This window comes from Algibacter agarivorans (genome assembly GCF_039543245.1).
Taxonomy (GTDB): domain Bacteria; phylum Bacteroidota; class Bacteroidia; order Flavobacteriales; family Flavobacteriaceae; genus Algibacter_G; species Algibacter_G agarivorans.
In genome coordinates, this window is sequence record NZ_BAABJJ010000001.1 from 1 (window position 1) to 18,449 (window position 18,449).

The window sequence follows — 18,449 nt, forward strand, 5'->3', positions numbered from 1 at the left end:
GGGGTTTGTTTATTCTAATTTACGAATTATATCGCTGATTTACAAGTATTTGTGTGTATCTGAAAGTGCCTAAAAAACCCACATAAAAATAATTTATGTGGGTTTTTCTATAAAGAAAACAAAATGTTTAACTCACTTTCTGTTTTTCTTTCATTTTTTCTAGCAACATTAACTCATGCTGGATTTCTTCTTTTCTTTTATTGAATTTCCTCACTTTTTCATCAATCATTTCCTGATGCTTAATACGCTCTTGGCGTCTTAACTCTAAGCGCTCTAATTCTTTCTTTTCTTCTTTCTTTTGCTTTATTTTTTGCATAGCTACAGACAAATAAGAATAGCCATATATGCTTAAAAACAATAGTGCAATAATTCCTAATATTACGTAACCGTTTTCCATACTTTTAAAATGAGGGGTTAATCAAAAAAATGATAATGTTTAAAACAAGGCATTAAATTAATGATTTTTTAATAAAACAACAAAGTTTTTGTAAATATATGCAAAAGGTTGTCTCAACAAAAAATAAAAAAGGTGAAGTACTAAAAAAGAAGTTGAATGTGCAAAATAACGACAAACCGCAACCTCCTTATCAAATATAAGATATTTAAGTTTTATCATTTAGTAACGGTTTCCAAACCTTTAGATTCCCATTTTAATATGCCTCCCTCTAAATCGTAGATTTTAGAAAAACCAGCTTTCTCAAATTCAATAATACTTTCATTACTGCGTTTTCCTGAACGGCAATAAATATAAACTGGTTTTTTTTTATTTAGCTTACTAATATTGCTAGAAAAATCTTCTGATAAAAAATCAATATTTACAGCATTGGCTATATGTCCAGCTATATACTCACTTGGTTTTCTAACATCAATAAGCAGTATTGAATCATTATTTATAGACAATTGAAATTCCTCCGAAGTAAGGCGAGTAGCTTTTGTATTAGTTGTATTTTGACAATTAAAGGTCAATACACTTAAAAGCAAACATATATGAATTAAAAATCTTTTCATTTGTTTATATTTATTGGTTTTTTAATAGTCAAATATTACATCTATTTAATCATTTTACTTGGTATCAAGTTTTAGTTAAGCATGTTTCATAAAAAAACTAATCAATGTCAACAATATCCCCAGTCCATTGTAACATACCGCCTTCAAGGTTGAATGCGTTTTCAAAACCGAGTTGTTCCATAATTTTACATGCTTGACCACTTCTATTTCCAGAACGACAATACACATAGTAACTTTTACTTTTGTCAAGATCTTCAATGTCATGAATAAATTCTTGACCCTTATATATATCTATATGAATAGCGTTTGGTATAATACCATCAGCAACTTCAGCTTCTGTCCTTACATCTAAAACAACTGCATTATCATCGTTTGCTAATTGCTCAGTCCATTCTTCTTGTGTTAAATCTTCCATGTTTTCTTTAAAATAATATATCCGACAAAATTAATACATCTAAAACTATAGACGAAAAAAAATCCGAAGTATTACAACTTCGGATTTTATCTTGCAATTTCCTTGCCCTTTTTAAACCTTAATAGAACAACCAATGGCTTTTGTTTCTTTCAACTCAATTTCTTTACCATTCAATAGAGCTTTAACGGCATTTTCCAAATATTTTTCCTTAACAGCTTCGGGGTTTCTAGAACTATCATCTATAGCGCCTATATATTTAACTACTAATCCCTTTTTTGTTTTTTGTAGCACATAATTATGAGGTGTTTTTTTAGCTCCAAACTTAGGGTATACCTTCTGTCCTTTATCTACTAAATAAGGAAATGTAAATTCCTTTTCTTTAGCTCTTTTTTGCATGGCTTCAAAGCTATCACCAGGTTTTGTATTGGGGTTATTTGGGTTTATGGCAATAACGGGATATCCTTTTGAAGCATATTTTTTATTAAGCGCAATTATCCTGTCTTCGTATGCAACAGAAAAAGGACATGTATTACAAGTAAAGATAAGAATGAAACCTTTAGAATCTTTATAATCCGCTAAAGACAGCATTTTTCCATCAATATTTTTTAATGAGAAATCTTCAACAACATCACCAATTTTGTAACCATGGCCATGAACGGTTTTAGAGTTTATAAAAGCACTGGATACTATCACAAAAACTACAACTGTACAAATTTTTACTATCTTTTTCATCTGTTTATTTAAATTGTTTAACCTCATTTTCAAGTTCTTCATAGGTGAAAGATTTTTCGAAAAACTTACGTTCGTTTTTATTATAAATTATGGTTGCAGGTATAGAGCCAGACCAAGATTCGTCTATTTTACTAATCCATTCATTTTCGTTTGAATCATTTAAAGCTATAATTTTACTTTTCAATGCCCTTTTAGCTATGAAAGGTTTTAATTTTTTATCATATAAATGTGGGAAATCTAAACTTACTAATATGACCTCAACGTTTTCATTATTATAATTTTCATTCAGTTTTTCAAAATAAGGCAACTCCTTAACACAAGGTGCACACCAAGTTGCCCAAAAATTGATAACATAAATCTTATCGTCTTTTTTATTTAGAAACTTCTCTAAACCTGCGTAATCATAAACTTCCAGTTCAATATCAATTGTATTTAGTTCGTTTTCAACTACTTTTTCTGTAGCAGCTTTAAATACTTCAGCAGTTTTGTCCTTTTTCCCACAACTTATCATTAAAAGAATGACAACAGTTAATACGTTTAGTTTCATAACCATAAAATTAATTAATAGTTCTTTGCATATCTTACAGTTTAACAAACTTTTATATAAAAAATGTTTCAAAGTTTTGTGTAATACTATTTTCATTTCTATATTTGAACTCCCGATAGTTATCGGGATAAAAAATAAAAATGAACACAATTTTAAATAATACTGGGTGGTGGTGCTTTCGAAACTAATCTTCGTGAAGTAAAACCCTAGTATATTTAAAACTTAAAATATTCAAAAGGCTTGTCATTCACGACAAGCCTTTTTTATTTAAAAGTTTGTCATTTCCGCGAAGGCGGAAAACCTAAAAAACGAAATGTATAATGATGAAATATTTTATGTATATATAATCTCTAACAAAAAAGATGGCATTATATACATTGGAATGACTGCAGATATAAAACAAAGAATGACTCAATACAAAAAGAAATATACTAAAGGATTTGCAAACAAACACAACCTAAACACTTTAGTTTATTATGAAAAATTTGAATTTGCACTTGAAGCAATAAAAAGAGAAAAGCAAATCAAGAAATGGAATAGACTATGGAAAACAACTCTTATTAACGATTTAAATCCTGATTGGAATGATTTATCCTTTTTCTTTATATAACTAAATTTGAACTAAAAAATTTCCGCCTTCGCGGAAAAGACTATGACTAACTTTATGAAAAAATTCAGTCTTTACACGCATCACAAAAGAATATTAACAGATACCATTACACCAGTTTCTGTTTATTATAAAATACGCGATAAATACCCTAACAGTATATTGCTGGAAAGTGGTGATTATCATAGAAGTCACAAGAATTTCTCATACATCTGTTTTAACCCTATTGCTTCAATAAAGGTTGAAAATGAAGTGATTTCAGAGACCTTTCCTGATGGAAGTTCAACAAATTTAAAAATCACAAAAGACGTTAGTGTTCCTGATGAAATTCATAAATTCACTAAAAAATTCGACACTAAATCCGAAGAAGATTTCAAGTTTATAAACAACGGTATTTTTGGCTATACCGCTTATGATGCCGTGCGTTATTTTGAAGATGTTGAAATAAGCAAAAAAGACAATTCTGTGGTTATTCCAGATATGTACTATGCGGTTTATAAAAATATTATAGCCATTAACCACTTTAAAAATGAAGCTTATATTTTTGCGCATTGCTATGAAGGCACTGAAAATAATATTGACGCGATAGACAAACTAATAAACGTTCAAAACTTCGCATCTTATAATTTTAGTTCAAAAGGCGATATTAAATCGAACCTAACCGATAACGAGTTTAGAGAACATGTTGAAGTAGCCAGAAAACATTGTCAACGAGGAGATGTCTTTCAACTCGTATTATCAAGACGTTTTTCTCAAGAATTTTCTGGAGATGACTTTAATGTTTACCGAGCCTTAAGAAGCATTAACCCATCGCCTTACCTATTTTATTTTGACTACGGTGATTTTAAAATATTTGGCAGTTCGCCAGAAGCACAATTAATTGTGGATGATGGATTAGCTGAAATCCATCCCATTGCTGGAACATTTAAGCGAACTGGCGATGAGGATAAAGATGAAATTTTAGCAGAAGAACTCAAAAATGACGACAAAGAAAATGCTGAACATGTCATGCTAGTCGATTTAGCCAGAAACGATTTAAGCCGACATGGAAGCGATGTAAAAGTGGTAACGTATCGCGAAGTTCAGTTTTTCTCTCATGTTATTCACTTAGTTAGTAAAGTTACAGGGCAAAAACATAATACGACCTCAACCATGCAAGTGGTTGCAGATACGTTTCCTGCAGGAACCTTAAGTGGTGCTCCAAAACACAGAGCCATGCAACTTATTGAAGATTACGAAAAAACAAGTCGCGGGTATTATGGTGGCGCAATTGGCTTCATGGATTTTGATGGCAACTTTAATCACGCTATTATGATTCGTACTTTTTTAAGTAAAGATTATAAATTAAATTGGCAAGCAGGCGCAGGATTAGTTTCAAAATCTAATCAAGAAAACGAATTACAAGAAGTTTATAATAAGTTAGGCGCATTAACGAAAGCTATTAAATTAGCAGAAGATATTTAAAATTATGGCGTTACCACAAGGGTCGGGCTTTCACGAGTCGCTCTCGAAAAGAGGAGCTCCAACAATCGCTCAATCCCTAACGCACCAGTCCGCAGTTGGCAGTAATTAGTTAGTAGTCACTGCAAGTTTTTAAACAACAAGTCCAGAAAACATTCGTGTATTCGTGGCAATAGAAAAAATGAAAAAAGTATTAGTTATAGACAATTACGACAGTTTCACATACAACTTAGTCCATTATTTAGAAGATTTAAATTGTGATGTAACAGTTGTAAGAAACGATAAATTAGCTTTAAAAGATGTGGAGCCTTTTGATAAAATTGTATTATCACCAGGTCCTGGCATCCCAGATGAAGCAGGCTTATTAAAACCTATCATTGAAAAATATGCATCTACAAAAAGTATCTTAGGTGTATGTTTAGGACAACAAGCTATTGGCGAAGTTTTTGGTGGATCATTAATTAATTTAGAAGATGTTTATCATGGAGTTGCTACCAATGTGACTATTAGTGTTGATGATGAATATATTTTTAATGATTTAGATAAAAACATTGAAGTTGGGCGTTATCATTCATGGGTAGTTAATCCAGATTTACCTGATAGTTTAGAAGCTACTTCTTTTGATGCAAACGGACAAGTCATGTCTTTAAGGCATAAAATTTATGATGTTAGAGGTGTGCAATATCATCCGGAATCGGTATTAACACCAGACGGCAAGAAGATATTGGAGAATTGGGTGAATTCCCCAAACCCTAAAGGGGCTTAAAAAAAGTTATCCAAATTCCCGAAAGGGGATTTTAAAAGTGAAAAATAAAAGAATCAAATAACAAATCAATCCCCTCTCCGAGCTTGTGCTGAGCGCAGTCGAAATAGAGAGGGCTAGAGAGAGGATGAAAGACATATTAAACAGACTTATAAATCACGAAACCATCTCAACTGAGGAGGCAAAACAGGTTATTGTTAACATATCAAATGATATGTATAACCCAAGCCAAATAACATGCTTCTTATCGGTTTATATGATGCGAAGCATTACTATAGAAGAATTAAAAGGCTTTAGAGATGCCCTTTTAGAACTTTGCGTATCCATAAACCTCAGCGACTTTAATGCTGTAGATATCGTTGGTACTGGAGGCGATGGCAAAAATACGTTCAATATCTCTACCCTATCGGCTTTTATTACCGCAGGTGCTGGTGTTAATGTTTCAAAACATGGCAACTACGGTGTATCATCAACGTCCGGTTCATCTAATGTTATGGAAAATTTAGGAGTGAAATTTTCCAACAACGAAGATTTTTTAAAACGCTGTTTAGACAAAGCTGGAATATGCATATTACATGCACCATTATTTCATCCTGCTATGAAAAACGTTGCTCCCATTCGTCGAGAGTTAGGAGTTAAGACCTTTTTCAACATGTTAGGCCCTTTGGTTAATCCTTCATTTCCAAAAAACCAAATGCTTGGCGTTTTTAGTTTAGAGCTTTTACGTCTTTATAGTTTTATATATCAAAACACGGAAACAAACTATAATATTGTTTATGCCTTAGATGGCTATGATGAAATTTCATTAACAGGAAAAGCAAAAATTGTTTCTAATCATACTGAAAAATTGTTTTCACCAGAAGATTTGGAACTTAACATAATTAAACAAGACGCTATTTTTGGAGGAGACTCTGTTAAAGATGCTGCAAAAATATTTGTTGATATTATTAGTGGTAACGGTACAGAAGCACAAAACAATGTTGTTTGCGCCAATGCAGGATTAGCAATTGCAACAACAAAACAAATTTCACATCAAGAGGGATTTGAAATGGCAAAAGAATCCTTGTTTTCAGGAAAAGGAAAAGCAAGTTTAGACAAATTGATTGAGTTAAGTAAATAAAAAAAGTCCACAGTTGGCAGTATTCAGTTGGCAGTTTGCTCACTGAAGACTAAAGACTAAAGGCTAAAGACTAAAACATGAATATTTTAGACAAAATAACATTAGATAAAAGAAAAGAAGTTGCGCTAAGAAAGCAACTTATTCCAACATCTCAATTAGAGCAATCTGTTTTATTTAAAAGACCAACAGCTTCGCTTGCAGATAACTTACGTAACAGTAAGTCAGGAATTATTGCAGAACACAAACGGCGTTCACCTTCTAAATCTTTAATTAACAACACGTTAAATGTTCAAGATGTAGCAAAAGGCTATGAATCTGCAGGTGTTTGCGGGATGTCTGTTTTAACAGATGGTAAATATTTCGGTGGTTCTTTAGATGATTTACTAACCGCAAGAGCAGCTTGCAATCTACCTTTATTAAGAAAGGAATTCATTATAGATGAATACCAAATGCTTGAGGCAAAAGCCTATGGAGCAGACGTTATTTTGTTAATTGCCGCAATTCTTTCAAGACAAGAAATAAAACAATTCTCTGAGTTTGCTAAAAGTTTACATTTAGATGTGCTTTTAGAAGTTCATAACGAGGACGAATTGCATAAATCTATAATGCCCAGTTTAGATATGTTAGGTGTAAATAACAGAAACTTAAAAACGTTTGATGTTAGTTTAGATACGAGTAAAAATTTAAGTAACCTTATTCCTAATGACTTTGTAAAAGTATCAGAAAGTGGTATAAGTAACATTGAAGCGATTAAAGAATTACAACCTTATGGCTATCAAGGGTTTTTAATAGGAGAAAACTTTATGAAAACTGATAATCCAGGAGCTAGTGCAACAGAATTCATTAAAACTTTAGAAGGATGAAACTGAAGATTTGCGGTATGAAATATCAGGATAACATTGAGCAAGTTGCAGCATTACAACCTGATTACCTTGGGTTTATTTTTTATGAAAAATCCGCTAGAAACTTTAACACTCATAACATTCCCCAATTACCAAAATCTATAAAGAAAACTGGCGTTTTTGTTGATGCAGATTTAGATTTCGTAATCGGAAAAATTAATAAACACAATTTACAAGCGGTTCAATTGCACGGAAAAGAATCTCCTGAATATTGTGACGATTTAAAAAATCGTCATGCTGAACTCGTTTCAGCATCTATTAAACCAAAACGTCATTACGAGGAGAAAAGCGACGAAGTAACCTCTTTAATAGAAACCGATTTCCATGACTTAGAAAAAAAGTCTCGCAATGACAAAAAACCGGAAATCATAAAAGTATTTTCAATTAAAGATGAATTTGATTTTAGTGTTCTAAAACCTTATGAAGGTATTGTTGATTACTTCCTTTTTGATACCAAAGGAAAACTCCCCGGAGGCAACGGATACACATTTGATTGGAGCGTATTAAACGATTATCCATCAACCACGCCATTCTTTTTAAGCGGTGGTTTGGGATTAAACGAAGTAGGAGACATAAAACAATTTATAAACAGTAAAGCATCAAAATACTGCTACGCATTAGACGTGAATAGTAAATTTGAGATTGAGCCTGGTTTAAAAAATATTGAAGATTTAAAAGCATTTAAAAGAAGTGTCATTACGACGAGAGAAAGCGACGAAGTAATCTCATCAAAAGAAACAGATTGCCACAACTTTTTTCAAAAGTCTCGCAATGACGAAAAAGAAAATAATATGAATTATAACGTAAACGAAAAAGGCTATTATGGTGAATTTGGAGGGGCATTCATTCCAGAAATGCTATATCCCAATGTAGAGGAATTACGCCAAAATTATTTAAAAGTAATGGCCGAACCAGATTTTAAAAAGGAGTTCGACCAACTACTTAAAGATTATGTTGGGCGTCCTTCTCCACTCTATTTTGCCAAACGCCTTTCAGAAAAATATAATACCAAAATTTATTTAAAGCGTGAAGATCTAAACCATACTGGCGCACATAAAATAAATAACACTATTGGTCAAATTTTAATGGCGCAACGCTTAGGAAAAACACGTATTATTGCCGAAACAGGTGCCGGTCAACACGGTGTTGCAACAGCTACGGTTTGTGCTTTAATGGGATTAGAGTGTATTGTGTATATGGGCGAAATTGACATTGCTCGACAAGCACCAAACGTGGCAAGAATGAAAATGTTAGGAGCCAAAGTTGTACCTGCATTATCAGGGAGTAAAACGTTAAAAGATGCTACCAACGAAGCCATTAGAGATTGGATTAATAATCCTGTGAACACCCATTACATCATTGGATCTGCTATTGGACCACATCCCTATCCGGATATGGTGACTCGTTTTCAAGCCATTATTTCAGAAGAAATAAAATGGCAATTAAAAGAACAAGAAGGCAGGGAAAATCCTGACTTTATTGTGGCATGTATTGGCGGTGGAAGTAACGCTGCCGGAACCTACTACCATTATTTACACGAACCCGAAGTTGGAATTATTGCCGTTGAAGCCGCAGGTCTAGGAATAGATTCTGGCGAAAGTGCAGCAACCTCTGTTTTAGGAAAAGAAGGTATTATTCATGGTTGTAAAACCCTTTTAATGCAAACCCAAGATGGACAAATAACTGAACCATACTCCATTTCAGCAGGATTGGACTACCCTGGTGTTGGACCAATGCATGCACATTTATGTAAAACTGGTCGTGCAGAATTTATGTCTATTACAGATGGTGAAGCTATGAATGCAGGTTTAGAACTTAGCAAATTGGAAGGTATTATTCCAGCAATAGAAAGTTCGCACGCCTTAGCTATTTTCGAACAAAGAACTTTTAAACCTGATGATGTTGTCGTGGTAAGTTTGTCTGGTCGTGGCGATAAGGATTTGCAGAATTATATTGATTATTTTAAGATATAGAACTATGGCGCCTGCCTGCCGGCAGGCAGGTTACCGCAAGGGTCGGGCTTTTCGCTATATCTTTTTTGAGAAAAACAAAAAAGGATGCCACTGCAATCCCTAACGCAAACAGACCTCACAGGTTTTTAAAACCTGTGAGGTCTCAAAAAATAAATAATGAGAACCTAAAAAGAATTTAGGTAGACAAAAAACATAAGTATGAATCGTATTCAAACAAAGCTTCAAGAAAACAAAAAGCTATTATCCATATACTTTACGGCAGGTTATCCAGATATTAACGACACCGTTTCAATCATTCAAGATTTAGAAAAAAATGGTGTTGACATGATTGAAATTGGATTACCATTTAGTGACCCATTAGCAGATGGACCAACTATTCAAGATAGTTCAACAAAAGCATTAAAAAATGGTATGACTAGCCAAGTCCTTTTTAATCAATTAAAAGACATCCGAAAAACAGTAAATATTCCATTAATTATTATGGGGTATTTCAACCCTATGTTTCAATATGGTGTTGAAGAGTTTTGCAAAAAATGCCAAGAAACAGGCATTGATGGCCTAATTATTCCAGACTTACCAGTAGATGTGTATCATGAAGAATACCAAGCTATTTTTGAAAAATACGGATTAATAAATGTGTTCCTTATTACACCACAAACAAGCGATGAGCGTATCCAATATATTGATTCTATTTCAAAGGGATTTATTTACATGGTAAGTAGCGCAAGTACAACTGGAACGCAATCCGGCTTTGGTGACGAGCAATCAGCCTATTTTGAGCGTATTGCCAGTATGAACTTAAAGAATCCACAAATTATCGGTTTTGGCATCAGTAACAATGAAACCTTTACCCAAGCTACGCAGTATGCAAAAGGAGCTATAATCGGAAGTGCTTTTGTAAAACATGTGAGCGAAGGGATTGATAATATTGATGAGTTTGTAAATACAATTCTTAATTAATCAGATGAAATTACTTAACGATTGGAAACTTGTTATTTTACTTTGCCTCACTTTAGGCTTGGCACCTTTTTTTCCAGAACCTCATTTTTGGGGTAAACTAAAATGGATTGCTGGTGGAGCTAATAATATGCAACCCATGGATTGGTTTGATACGCTTATGCACGGTTTCCCTTTCTTGCTTTTGATACGGTTAATAATTGTAAATTTTACAAAAAAAGATGAGTCTTAATATTGTTTTAATAGAACCCGAAATACCCAATAACACGGGAAATATTGGGCGTTTAGCTTTGGCTTCAGGTTCGCACCTCCATCTTGTAAAACCATTTGGTTTTAAAATTGATGATACAAGATTAAAACGTGCAGGATTAGATTATTGGCAGCATCTATCTATTACTTACTACGAGAATATAGATGAGTTTTTCAGCATCAATAAGGATAAAAACATGGCATTCCTCTCTAGTCATGGGACAACAAACCATTGGGATATTCCTTTTGAAAGTGATATGTTTTTAATCTTTGGAAAAGAGTCCGTGGGCCTACCTAAAACTATTATTGAAAAACACTCTGATAAACTTTTTAAAATTCCTTTATACAGTAAACACGTTAGAAGTTTGAATCTAGCAAACGCAGTTAGTATAGTGATTTACGAAGGCTTGAAAAATATTTAATTATATATTAAACCTTTTTAACTTTAAATAGTCTTATTGAACAGTATTATTACCATAACAAATAAAACTTAAAAAAATGAAATTAAATACCGTGAAATTTGGTGTACTAGCACTGTTATTATTCGCTTTTTCTTTAACTACAATGGCACAAGAAAAGAAAGGGCCAAACTTTGAGAAAATGCATAAAAGATTTGATGCTGATGCTAATGGCTCTATTTCTTTAGAAGAATATAAATCTGCAAAACGAAAAAAAGAAGTACCTGTAGAGAGATTAGAAAAAAACTACGCAAAATTAGATGCTGATGGCAATGGTGCTTTAACTTTAGCTGAATTAAAAGAAAACTGGGGAAAGAGTAAAGGAAAAGGTAAGAAGAAGAAAAAACAAGAATAGATTAACATCTTCTCTTTCTAAAACAATAAAAAGGCTCAAACGTAAATTTGAGCCTTTTCAATATATATCCTTTTGAACAAAACTATTTATTATTTTTCAGCATTTGTAAATACATATTCTCCACTTTGGTTCTTGCCCAAGGCATTCTGCGTAAAAATTTCAAACTCGATTTTACCGAAGGCTTATCTGTAAAACATTTAATTTTTATATTATAACCCATGTATTCCCAACCATAATGCGCCACCAAATCGTTAATGATTTGCTCAAGCTTTATGCCGTGTAACGGATTATTGGGTTGCGATTCCATACTGTGTCTGGTCGAGCGCAGTCGAGACCTTATTTAGATTCGAAAAATTAAAACCTCTCGACTGCGCTCGAGGGAACAAAATAATTTACTCTACTAAACTTTTAATTTTTACAGCCTTCTCAAAATGATCTAACCTATGGGTTTTAATCCACCAAGTGGCAGCTTCCAATAATAATTCTGGATTATCATTTTTATTTTTGAAAAATGCATAAAAGGAAACACCAACATGTTCACCTTTGACAGCGATTTTTTTATCGCAAACTTCAATGATTTTATCTTTCAGAATTTGTTGCATGAGTCCTGGGTTCTAGTTACGCCTATCACTATTGCGATTAGGTCGTCTAGAGTTACTGCTCCCTTTTGAATTTCTACTTGAACTCCTAGAGCTGCCAGAGTTTCTAGAGTTTCGGTTTTGTCTACCTTGACCTTGTTTTATTGGTGCTGTTGATGCATTTGGATCAGGTTCAAAACCTTCTATAATTTGAACAGGAAGCTTCATTTCAATCAATTTTTCAATATCTCTTAAAAAAGAAGTTTCATCAGCACTAACTAAAGATAAAGCTTCCCCACTTGCTCCGGCTCTACCTGTTCTTCCAATTCTATGTACATAATCTTCAGAAATATTAGGCAATTCAAAATTGATAACATGTGGTAATAATGGAATATCCAATCCACGTGCTGCAATATCTGTTGCCACTAACACACGTACTTTTCCACTCTTAAAACCAGCTAACGCCTTAGTTCTTGCACCTTGACTTTTATTACCATGAATAGCTGCAGCAGTTATTCCTGCTTTAATCATTTTTTCACAAAGCTTATTCGCACCGTGTTTAGTTCTAGTAAAGACTAAAACTTGTTTCCAATTACCATCAGATATCAACTTAATAATTAATCCTGTTTTTAAGCCTTTAGCAACTCTGTATACTTTCTGAGATATAGCATCAACAGTTGTATTCTCCGGTGTTGCCTCAACTTGCACGGGATGATTTAAAATACCATGTGCTAATTTTTTGATATCTTTTGAAAATGTTGCCGAAAACATCAAATTCTGACGTTTCTCTGGCATGGATTTTATTACTTTTTCAATATCTCTTAAAAAGCCCATATCAAGCATTCTATCGGCTTCATCTAAAACAAAAATTTCAACCCGCTTTAGCGATAATAATCCTTGATTTTGCAAATCTAACAAACGTCCAGGTGTAGCTACTAAAATATCAACACCTTGACGAATAGCCGCTGCTTGCGGTTTTTGATTAACACCTCCAAATATAACAGCACTTCGTAAGTTTAAAAACTCGCTGTACTCTCTGACGTTGGCATAAACTTGAGCTGCCAATTCTCGCGTTGGCGTTAAAACCAAAGCTCGAACGGGTCTAAATTTTTCTTTCGGGTTTTCAGAAAGTATATGTAAAAGTGGTAATGTAAAACCTGCTGTTTTACCTGTTCCTGTTTGCGCCGATGCTAACACATCTTTACCTTCTAATACTGGAGGAATTGCTTTTTGTTGAATTGGACTTGGGGTAGTGTATCCTTTTTTGCTAACTGCTTTTAGCAAGGCTTCGGATAAGCCTAAAGATTGAAATGACATATATTGTGTTTATGAAGATCCATAATGGACATTTGAGATAACAAAACATAATGAATTCTATCCCCTTTCTTCTAATTAAAGCGCAAAGGTACATCTAATTTTAGGATTAAAATCCTATACTTTCTTAGAAAAGGCAACATAGCCTCTTCATAAAATATAATTTACTTGTTTTAAAATTATTTTCAGGTCATTGTTACGTCTCTTTAGCCTAACTTGTATTGTTTTTTAAACTAATTAAGACTTGCCAAACTTGTTTTTAATGTTTCAATCTTAGCTAAAGCATCAGCCTCTTTTTTCTTTTCACTTGCTACAACTTGTTCGGGTGCTCCTGCAACAAAACGTTCGTTTGACAGTTTCTTTTGCACAGATTTCAAGAAGCCTTCTGTATAACTCAATTCTTCAGTAAGTTTTTTAATTTCTGCTTCTACATCAATACTACCTGCCATTGGGATAAAATACTCGTTAGATTTAACCCTAAAAGTCAATGCACCTTCAATAGCTTCAGAGGTGTTTTCAATACTTTCAAGATTTCCTAATTTGGCTATAACACCATCAAAAGTAGTGTTTGTATTTTCATTGTTAATTACTGAAAAACCAATAGCATCTTTAAACGCAATATTCTTTTGTTTTCTGATGTTTCTTATACCAGAAATTACTTCCGAAGCAAATTCAAATTCTGAAATCAAAGATTCATTTACAGATTTTACTTCTGGCCATTTAGCAACAATTAATGCTTCTTCAGGAGTTCTTTCTGAAATATACTGCCAAATGTCTTCTGATAAAAAAGGCATAAACGGATGCAAAACTTTTAAATTATTCTCAAAAGCCACAATGACCGCTTTATATGTTTTTATATCAATTGGTTTTTGATATGCTGGTTTTATAATTTCTAATAACCAAGACGAAAAATCGTCCATAATTAATTTATAAATAGCCATTAAAGCATCACTTAATCTGTATTTACTAAAATGATCTTCGATTTCTACTAAAGCTTTTTGAAACTTAGCTTCATACCACTCTAAACCTACTTTTGCGGTTTCTGGTTGCGGTATACTTTCATCTATTTCCCAACCCTGAACCAATCGGAAGGCATTCCATATTTTGTTACCAAAGGCTTTTCCTTGTTGGCAAAGAGCTTCATCGAACATTAAATCATTTCCAGCAGCAGAGCTTAATAACAATCCAACACGAACGCCATCTGCACTATACGCTTCAATCAGTTTTAAGGCATCTGGAGAGTTCCCTAAAGATTTACTCATTTTTCGGCGTTGCTTATCACGCACCAACCCTGTAAAATATACATTATTAAAAGGTTTTTCGCCTTTATACTCATATCCAGCCATAATCATACGAGCTACCCAAAAGAATAAGATATCTGGCCCTGTTACTAAATCGTTGGTCGGGTAATAGTATTTTATATCTTCGTTTTCGGGGTTTCTAATACCGTCAAACACGCTCATTGGCCACAACCAAGATGAGAACCAAGTGTCTAAAGCATCTTTATCTTGTTTTAAATCGGAAGCTTGAAGTTTTGAGTTTGAAGTTACGACTCTTGCCTTTTCTACTGCATTCTCAATGGTTTCAGCAACTACAAAATCTTCTTTTCCATCGCCATAAAAATAGGCTGGAATTTGTTGTCCCCACATCAATTGACGGGAAATATTCCAATCGCGAATGTTCTCCATCCAATGCCTGTAGGTGTTCTCAAACTTTTTTGGAAACAACTTGATATCTTCATCTTCCAACACCGACTTAATAGCGGGTTTTGCTAAATCTTCCATTTTTAAAAACCACTGATCGCTTAAACGTGGCTCTATAACAGCTTTTGTACGTTCAGAAGTCCCTACTTTATTAATATGGGTTTCGGTTTTAACCAAAAAGCCTTTATCTTCTAATTCTTTGGTTATTTCTTTTCTAACGACAAAGCGATCTTTGCCTTCATAATGCAATCCAAAACTGTTTAAAGACGCATCTTCATAGAAAATATCAATAACTTCTAGCTTGTGCTTATCACCTAAATTTTTATCATTTTCGTCATGTGCAGGCGTAACTTTTAAGCATCCTGTACCAAATTCCATATCTACATAATCATCTTCAATTATTGGAATTATGCGATTACAAATAGGCACGATGGCTTTTTTACCACGCAAGTGAGCAAATCGTTCATCATTTGGATTAATACAAATGGCAGTATCTCCAAAAATGGTTTCAGGACGTGTGGTTGCAATAGTTAGCACTTCATTACTTCCTTCAATTTTATATTTTAAATAATACAGATTCCCTTGACGCTCTTCATGAATGACTTCTTCATCAGACAATGTCGTTTTAGCCTCAGGATCCCAGTTTACCATTCTGTATCCGCGGTAAATCAAGCCTTTTTCATATAGATCAACAAAAACTTTAGTTACGGATTCACTCATGTCATCATCCATGGTGAATTTAGTTCTGTCCCAATCACAAGAACAACCTAATTTTTTCAACTGTTCTAGGATAACGCCACCGTATTCATGTGTCCAATCCCAGGCATGCTTTAAAAATTCATCACGAGATAAATCATTTTTATCAATACCTTGTTCCTTCAATTTAGCTACTACTTTAGCCTCGGTAGCAATTGATGCATGATCTGTACCAGGCACCCAACACGCATTTTTTCCTAATAAACGTGCACGACGAATTAAAACATCTTGAATGGTATTATTAAGCATATGCCCCATGTGCAATACTCCAGTAACATTTGGTGGAGGAATAACAATGGTGTAAGGCTCTCTTTCATCGGGTTCTGAATGAAAATAATTGTTTTTCATCCAGTAGTCATACCACTTACTTTCTACCTGACTTGCATCGTATTTTGATGGGATTTGCATACTTTGGAATAGTTTTTGAATAATGATAGGCAAAAGTACTTATATTTCTCTTTCTGTGAAAGCTAGACAAATAATGATTATCACTTATTTTAACAGTTTTAAACAAATTAACAGAAAAGTTGTATATACCTTTAAATGAGTTAAATATGTTAATATGCATGCATTACATCTATTATTTTTGCAGATTATAGGAAAAGTAAGTATGTTTGACTTAGAAATGAATTAAAATAAATGAATTACCCTGTATTGTTAAGGATAAAAAAAAAGAATGAAAACCATAAAAAATAAACCCATGAAACAATTAATTACACTTTTATTTATCGGATTAATCAGTTTTTCCGTTAACGCTCAAGCTGAAATTGAGTTTAAATCTGAAACTATTGATTATGGAACCATTGAAAAAGGGTCTGACGGTGTTAGAGTTTTTGAATTTACAAACACCGGTAATGAGCCACTTATAATATCGGACGTAAAGTCTTCTTGTGGATGTACTATTCCTTCAAAACCTAAAGACCCTATTTTACCAGGAAAAACAGGAGAAATTAAAGTAAAATACGATACCAATAGAGTAAATCCTATAAGAAAAACCATTACGGTACTTTCTAACGCAAAAACACCTACTGTAGCTTTAAAAATTAAAGGTTTAGTTGTAGATTCAAGTAAAGTAAATCTACTTGAAAAGAAAGAGAAAAGTATTGTGCAACAATAAAATATATTACCAATAAATTTAAGGCTTAAACATTATAATGTTCAAGCCTTTTTTTGTTAAAACAACTTTTGTAATTGAAAGTAAAAAGTCAAAATCTTGCCATTTCTATCTACTTTTAATTTGATTTTTTTACCAGCATCATCATAAAACATTTCCATAATTTGTTGTAATGAATATTGATGCACTTGTTTATTATTGACACTAAGGATAATATCTCCAATAAGTAAACCTGCATTTTTTGCTGGGGAATCTTCACGCAATTCCACTATAGTATAAGCAGGTTTTAATGATATTTTGTATTGCGTATTTATAACAATTTTATTGTTGTTCTCCATTTCATTATTCTCGAAAATACTCTTACCTGTTATATTGTTTTTATTCACTTCTTTTACAAGCCTTACGCCATCATGCTCTAATTCAATACCACTTTTATTATGACTAAATTTTTCTTTGAAGTGTCTGTTTTTTTTTAAAGTCACCATTGCTTTTTGATAATCAAAAACAACATCAAATCGTTTTAACATATTGCCCGACAAACTCCCATTACGATTTTTAATCTGTTTAGCAAACAATACAGAAGTAGAATCTGGAAATGCTACATTGGCATTTTTAAGGGTAAAACTTTTCAGGAAAAACGCATTCACTTTAGAGCGTTTTCCATAGACACTTCCACTAAGTCCATGACCCAGAAAATCTACAAAAAAATTATTGCTTGACTTTATACCTAAAGAATCATTTTCAAATAACCACAAAGCGTCACTCCCACCAGAATCTATCAACAATTTAACAGGGATTTTTCTTTCTTCTATCTTAACTTCAGCATTAATATATGGCTTACCATTGTAAAACTCTAAATTAAAACGTTCGCACTTTTTACATGATTTATATTTAAACACCTCTGGCACAGTTAATTTCAAGTATCCCGAAGAGTAATTTATTTCTATTATCAAATCCCTAAATAAATCAAAACCTATAATGCCATGAACAGGAATACCGAGTTTAGAAGCAAAATTTAATTTGTTATTAAAAACGGCATATAAATCTTGATTTAACTTAATAGCATCGCCAATTTTAAAAATATTATTTCTGGATTTTAAAGCCTCAACAGATTCACCTTCACCCAAACCTCTTAAATAAATCTTTTCTGTATCCTTTATTTTCAGGGTATCTGCAACATTTAAAAAATTAAAAATAATAGGCTTACTAACACCTGTGTCTAATATAAAAGATAGCGTAACCCCATTTATTTCAACTGGAATTACCACCAAATTATTTATTAATTTAAACTTAATTTTATCTGACTGTTTCTTATTTTGAATAACAAACTTGTCTTGAGAAAAGCCAGAATAGCTCAAACAAAATAAAAACAATAGGTAGGTTAGACATTTTTTCATTAAAAAGCAGCTAATTTTGACATTATCAATTTACAAATCT

Annotated in this window: 21 protein-coding genes and 1 pseudogene; 12 read left to right on the top strand and 10 right to left on the bottom strand. The window is 32.9% G+C overall.

The annotated features are described in order from the left end of the window. Window positions 1–127 precede the first annotated feature (127 nt). The 5 genes from ABD935_RS00005 to ABD935_RS00025 all read right to left on the bottom strand — a co-directional run bounded on the left by ABD935_RS00005 (window position 128) and on the right by ABD935_RS00025 (window position 2,702). On the bottom strand, window positions 128–397 hold the full coding sequence (locus ABD935_RS00005) for a hypothetical protein (RefSeq protein WP_345189372.1): 270 nt from the start codon (window positions 395–397) through the stop codon (window positions 128–130). 215 nt (window positions 398–612) lie between these two features. Further along, window positions 613–1,008, bottom strand: coding sequence for a rhodanese-like domain-containing protein (locus ABD935_RS00010; protein ID WP_345189373.1), 396 nt, complete (start codon window positions 1,006–1,008; stop codon window positions 613–615). 97 nt (window positions 1,009–1,105) lie between these two features. Beyond that, window positions 1,106–1,423: a rhodanese-like domain-containing protein gene (locus ABD935_RS00015; protein ID WP_345189374.1), complete on the bottom strand. Its 318-nt coding sequence runs from the start codon at window positions 1,421–1,423 to the stop codon at window positions 1,106–1,108. Window positions 1,424–1,534: 111 nt separating this feature from the next. Continuing rightward, entirely contained in the window at window positions 1,535–2,155 is a 621-nt protein-coding gene (locus tag ABD935_RS00020; RefSeq protein WP_345189375.1) for a thioredoxin family protein, read from the bottom strand. A 4-nt stretch (window positions 2,156–2,159) separates the two neighbouring features. Further along, window positions 2,160–2,702 (bottom strand): TlpA family protein disulfide reductase, encoded by a 543-nt coding sequence (locus tag ABD935_RS00025; protein ID WP_345189377.1) that lies wholly within the window; start codon window positions 2,700–2,702, stop codon window positions 2,160–2,162. Between the two features lie 313 nt (window positions 2,703–3,015). On the opposite strand from ABD935_RS00025, the gene ABD935_RS00030 reads away from it, so the two are divergent. From ABD935_RS00030 to ABD935_RS00080, 11 genes and pseudogenes are all read left to right on the top strand, one after another. Continuing rightward, window positions 3,016–3,312 (top strand): GIY-YIG nuclease family protein, encoded by a 297-nt coding sequence (locus tag ABD935_RS00030; protein ID WP_345189378.1) that lies wholly within the window; start codon window positions 3,016–3,018, stop codon window positions 3,310–3,312. A gap of 54 nt (window positions 3,313–3,366) precedes the next feature. Then, window positions 3,367–4,773: an anthranilate synthase component I family protein gene (locus ABD935_RS00035; protein ID WP_345189379.1), complete on the top strand. Its 1,407-nt coding sequence runs from the start codon at window positions 3,367–3,369 to the stop codon at window positions 4,771–4,773. A gap of 178 nt (window positions 4,774–4,951) precedes the next feature. Beyond that, window positions 4,952–5,536, top strand: a complete 585-nt coding sequence (locus ABD935_RS00040) for an anthranilate synthase component II (RefSeq protein ID WP_345189380.1) — start codon at window positions 4,952–4,954, stop codon at window positions 5,534–5,536. A 124-nt stretch (window positions 5,537–5,660) separates the two neighbouring features. Continuing rightward, window positions 5,661–6,653: an anthranilate phosphoribosyltransferase gene (gene trpD / locus ABD935_RS00045; protein ID WP_345189382.1), complete on the top strand. Its 993-nt coding sequence runs from the start codon at window positions 5,661–5,663 to the stop codon at window positions 6,651–6,653. A 77-nt stretch (window positions 6,654–6,730) separates the two neighbouring features. Then, window positions 6,731–7,516, top strand: coding sequence for an indole-3-glycerol phosphate synthase TrpC (trpC, locus tag ABD935_RS00050; RefSeq protein WP_345189383.1), 786 nt, complete (start codon window positions 6,731–6,733; stop codon window positions 7,514–7,516). A gap of 17 nt (window positions 7,517–7,533) precedes the next feature. After that, a pseudogene (locus ABD935_RS00055) lies at window positions 7,534–8,226 on the top strand (phosphoribosylanthranilate isomerase); the annotation flags it as partial. A 120-nt stretch (window positions 8,227–8,346) separates the two neighbouring features. Further along, a complete protein-coding gene (trpB, locus tag ABD935_RS00060; protein WP_345189583.1) occupies window positions 8,347–9,528 on the top strand; it encodes a tryptophan synthase subunit beta in 1,182 nt (393 codons plus the stop codon). 198 nt (window positions 9,529–9,726) lie between these two features. Further along, entirely contained in the window at window positions 9,727–10,488 is a 762-nt protein-coding gene (gene trpA, locus ABD935_RS00065; protein WP_345189384.1) for a tryptophan synthase subunit alpha, read from the top strand. A 4-nt stretch (window positions 10,489–10,492) separates the two neighbouring features. Beyond that, entirely contained in the window at window positions 10,493–10,717 is a 225-nt protein-coding gene (locus tag ABD935_RS00070; protein ID WP_345189385.1) for a hypothetical protein, read from the top strand. Next, window positions 10,707–11,156, top strand: a complete 450-nt coding sequence (locus ABD935_RS00075; RefSeq protein WP_345189386.1) for a tRNA (cytidine(34)-2'-O)-methyltransferase — start codon at window positions 10,707–10,709, stop codon at window positions 11,154–11,156. The genes ABD935_RS00070 and ABD935_RS00075 overlap by 11 nt, the downstream gene beginning before the upstream one ends. Before the next feature lie 76 nt (window positions 11,157–11,232). Beyond that, complete coding sequence (locus ABD935_RS00080) at window positions 11,233–11,547, top strand: EF-hand domain-containing protein (protein ID WP_345189388.1); 315 nt, start codon at window positions 11,233–11,235, stop codon at window positions 11,545–11,547. 82 nt (window positions 11,548–11,629) lie between these two features. Here the strand turns inward: ABD935_RS00080 and ABD935_RS00085 are convergent, their stop codons facing one another. The 4 genes from ABD935_RS00085 to ABD935_RS00100 all read right to left on the bottom strand — a co-directional run bounded on the left by ABD935_RS00085 (window position 11,630) and on the right by ABD935_RS00100 (window position 16,306). Next, on the bottom strand, window positions 11,630–11,854 hold the full coding sequence (locus ABD935_RS00085) for a VF530 family protein (RefSeq protein WP_345189389.1): 225 nt from the start codon (window positions 11,852–11,854) through the stop codon (window positions 11,630–11,632). 85 nt (window positions 11,855–11,939) lie between these two features. Beyond that, window positions 11,940–12,149, bottom strand: coding sequence for a DUF6500 family protein (locus ABD935_RS00090; protein ID WP_345189391.1), 210 nt, complete (start codon window positions 12,147–12,149; stop codon window positions 11,940–11,942). 12 nt (window positions 12,150–12,161) lie between these two features. Next, window positions 12,162–13,442, bottom strand: a complete 1,281-nt coding sequence (locus ABD935_RS00095; RefSeq protein WP_345189392.1) for a DEAD/DEAH box helicase — start codon at window positions 13,440–13,442, stop codon at window positions 12,162–12,164. Between the two features lie 230 nt (window positions 13,443–13,672). Further along, window positions 13,673–16,306 carry a valine--tRNA ligase gene (locus ABD935_RS00100; protein WP_345189393.1) on the bottom strand — a complete coding sequence of 878 codons (2,634 nt, stop codon included), beginning with the start codon at window positions 16,304–16,306 and terminating at the stop codon, window positions 13,673–13,675. A 292-nt stretch (window positions 16,307–16,598) separates the two neighbouring features. On the opposite strand from ABD935_RS00100, the gene ABD935_RS00105 reads away from it, so the two are divergent. Next, window positions 16,599–17,015, top strand: a complete 417-nt coding sequence (locus ABD935_RS00105) for a DUF1573 domain-containing protein (protein ID WP_345189584.1) — start codon at window positions 16,599–16,601, stop codon at window positions 17,013–17,015. Between the two features lie 56 nt (window positions 17,016–17,071). Here ABD935_RS00105 and ABD935_RS00110 read toward each other — a convergent pair whose 3' ends face one another. After that, window positions 17,072–18,409 carry an aspartyl protease family protein gene (locus ABD935_RS00110; protein ID WP_345189394.1) on the bottom strand — a complete coding sequence of 446 codons (1,338 nt, stop codon included), beginning with the start codon at window positions 18,407–18,409 and terminating at the stop codon, window positions 17,072–17,074. Window positions 18,410–18,449 lie beyond the last annotated feature (40 nt).